Consider the following 3,123-nt stretch of genomic DNA (forward strand, 5'->3'; position numbering starts at 1 on the left):
CCCTTTGGCGGCATGAAGCAATCAGGCTTCGGGCGCGACCTGTCGCTGCACAGTTTCGACAAATACGCGGCCCTGAAGACGACTTGGATCAAATACTGAAACGGGTTAGGCTGCACCTTCCCCCAAGGCGGAAAAGGATAAGCCATGCCCTTGCGCTTCACGCTGCGGCAATTGGAATATCTGGTGGCGGTGGGCGAATGCGGCTCGATCGCGCTGGCCTCGGATCGGGTGAATGTGTCCTCGCCCTCGATCTCGGCGGCCATTTCGCAGCTAGAGCAGGAATTCGGCCTGCCGCTGTTTGTGCGCAAACATGCGCATGGCCTCTCGCTGACCCAAGGCGGCAAGCAGTTTGTCGAACAGGCCAAGGTGGTGCTGGCGCAGGCGGCGCGGCTGAACGATCTGGCGAACACGATCACCGGCAAGGTGCGCGGCCCGCTGAATGTCGGCTGCCTGCTGACCTTTGCGCAGGTGGTGCTGCCGCATCTGCGGCGGGGGTTTGTCGATGTGAACCCGGAGGTCGATTTCCACCAGTTCGAGCGCAACCAGTCAGAAATCTTTGACGGCTTGCGCCATGCGAGCCTCGATCTGGCGCTGAGCTATGATCTGAACATTCCGCCCGATCTGGATTTCGTGCCGCTGGCCTCGCTGCCGCCCTATGCGGTGCTGCCCGAGACGCATGACCTTGCGCATCGCAGCACGCTGTCGCCCGCCGATCTGGCGGATCATCCGATGATCCTGCTGGATCTGCCGCTGTCGTCGGAATATTTTCTCAGCCTGTTCAGCGAATTGGGGGTAAAGCCCCGGATCGCGGAGCGCACGCGCGACATGGCGGTGATGCAAAGCCTTGTCGGGCAAGGCTTTGGCTATTCCATCGCCAATATCCGGCCCTGGTCGGATCGCAGCCCCGATGGGCAGCGGCTGCGCTATGTGCCGCTGAGCGCGGCCAGCCCCGCTGCCTTGCGTCCGATGCGGCTGGGGCTGGTGCTGTCGGAAGGGGCGCGGGCCTCGCAGACGGTGCGGGCCTTTGTCGATCACTGCCGGGCCGAGCTGACGCCGGACAGCGGCCATGGGCTCAAGCTGCGCTTTGATGGCGCGCCGCGCGAGGGCTAGGCCTGAAAGATCAGGGTGCCCTCGCGGAAGGTATGGGTCACGCGGGCGGCCTGCGGATCGGCGGCGAGGCCCGCGAGATCGCCCGCCACCAGGACCACATCGGCCTCCATGCCGACCGCCAGCCGCCCGCGCTGGTGTTCGGCAAACATGCCGTAGGCACCGCCCTCGGTATAGGCCGCCAGCGCCGCCGCCAGCGGCAGGCGCTGGTCGGGCATCCCCGGCGCCCAGGGGCGGCGCGACAGCGCGCAATGCAGGCAGTAAAGCGGGTCCAGCGGCGAGACCGGCCAATCGGTGCCAAAGGCCAGGGGCGTGCCCTGCCCCGCAATCCGCGCCCAGGCGAAAGCATTGGGCCAACGCGCGCGCCCCATGATCGAGATCGTCGGCTCCAGCGGCAGGCCCGCGCTGCCCGGCGGATGCACCGGCTGCATCGAGGCCATGACGCCAAGCGCCCTGAGGCGCGGCAGGTCATCCTCGTGGATCGTGTCGATATGCTCGATGCGGTGGCGGCTGTCGCGCGGGCCATTGGCCTCGCGCGCCGCCGCATAGCCCTCCAGCACGGCGCGCACCGCGCCATCGCCCACGGCATGAACGGCAATCTGCAAACCCGCCGCATCGGCGCGGCAGCAAAGCCGGGCGAAACCGGGGGCCGAAATCAAACGTGGGCCATCCTGCGCCGGATCATCCGGGTAGCCGCCGACCAGATGCGCCGTCCAGGTGTCAAACACCCCATCCATGAACATCTTGATCAGGCCGAATTCCAGCCGCCCGCGTGGCGGCGCCTTGGCCTGCGTGATCAGCGCCGCCACGCGGTTCTCGTCCTGATCCTCGGTCAGGTTCATCGGCAGCTTCACCCGGATCGGCAGATCCTGAGCCAGTTCGGTGAACAGCCCCGCCTGATACAGATTGCCATCCATATTCACCGCCGAGGTGATGCCATGGCGCGCCAATTCCTGACAGGCGCGCAGGATGGTGGCCTTGTCGCGCGCCCGCATCGCGGCATCGGGGATGCCCGGCGGCTCCTGCCCGATCATCGCGGTGGAATCGCGCCCGCCCGTGGGCGTCAGCCGTCGCACCAGCTCCATCGCCGCGCCCTCGCGCAGCTCGCCGGTGGCCAGCCCATCCGCGCCCATCACCACCTCAGACCCCGGCGGCGTCTCGGCTCCCTGCAAGATGCCCGCCAGCCGCAAGGCGGCGGTATTGGCCCAGGCGGCGTGGTAATCGGTCGAGGTGATGAAAACCGGGCGATCGGGCACCGCCGCATCCAGCGCCTGCCGATCTGGCCGGGTGCCCGGCCCCAGCATCTCGTAATTTGCGGCATAGGCGCAGAGAAACTCACCCGGCGGCAGGCCCACCGCAAAGCCTTGCAAGGCCTGCACAAATGCCGCCCGGCTGGTCACCTTGGCCAGATTGAGCTGCCCAAGCGCCGTGCCGCCCAGAAACAGATGCACATGGCTTTCGGTGAAGGCGGGCAACAGCGTGGCCCCTGCCGCGTCGATGATCCGCGCGGCCTTGGGCGCCCCCTCCGGCGCGCCGATCCAGGCGATCCGGCCCGCCTGCACGGCCAGCGCAACCGCCTCGCCCACCAGATCGCGCGCGTTGGAAATCAGCAGGTCCATCACATTTCCCAGCCAGAAAAAGCCCCGGCGGCAGGGCACGCAAAACCGCCGGGGGCGCCGCTTATTGCAGCAGTTGGGTCCAAACCTTGGTCACAAGGTCTTGCGCGGCGGGCGAGCAGCTGCGCGAGAACTCCACCTTCACCGTCGGGAACAGCTCGGGGGCGTTTTCGGCGGTATATTTGGCCGCCGCCGCATCAATCGCCACCGGCGCGGAATGACCGTAGAAATTATACTGCGCCGTCGCGTTTTCGACCCGCGACATGAAGTCGATGAACTTCTTGGCGTTTTCCACATTCGGCGCGCCCTTCGGCACCACCATGCTGTCCAGCCAGCCCACCAGACCCTCTTTCGGCATCGCATATTCAATGGGGGCATTGTCGTTGAAGCGGATCTTCAT

3 protein-coding genes are annotated in these 3,123 nt (G+C 66.6%); 1 reads left to right on the forward strand and 2 read right to left on the reverse strand.

From position 1 onward, the window contains the following. Window positions 1-144 precede the first annotated feature (144 nt). Window positions 145-1,110 carry a LysR family transcriptional regulator gene (locus JNN06_RS03960; protein WP_291238299.1) on the forward strand — a complete coding sequence of 322 codons (966 nt, stop codon included), beginning with the start codon at window positions 145-147 and terminating at the stop codon, window positions 1,108-1,110. On the opposite strand, the gene JNN06_RS03965 is transcribed toward JNN06_RS03960, so the two are convergent. Together JNN06_RS03965 and JNN06_RS03970 are read right to left on the reverse strand one after the other, a co-directional pair. Next, window positions 1,107-2,726: an amidohydrolase gene (locus JNN06_RS03965; protein ID WP_291238300.1), complete on the reverse strand. Its 1,620-nt coding sequence runs from the start codon at window positions 2,724-2,726 to the stop codon at window positions 1,107-1,109. The two genes, JNN06_RS03960 and JNN06_RS03965, sit on opposite strands and share 4 nt — an antisense overlap. Before the next feature lie 61 nt (window positions 2,727-2,787). Then, window positions 2,788-3,123: extracellular solute-binding protein (locus JNN06_RS03970; protein WP_291238301.1), on the reverse strand; the 336-nt coding region annotated here is incomplete at its 5' end.

The sequence above is a fragment of the Gemmobacter sp. genome (assembly GCF_016792925.1).
Lineage (GTDB): Bacteria > Pseudomonadota > Alphaproteobacteria > Rhodobacterales > Rhodobacteraceae > Gemmobacter.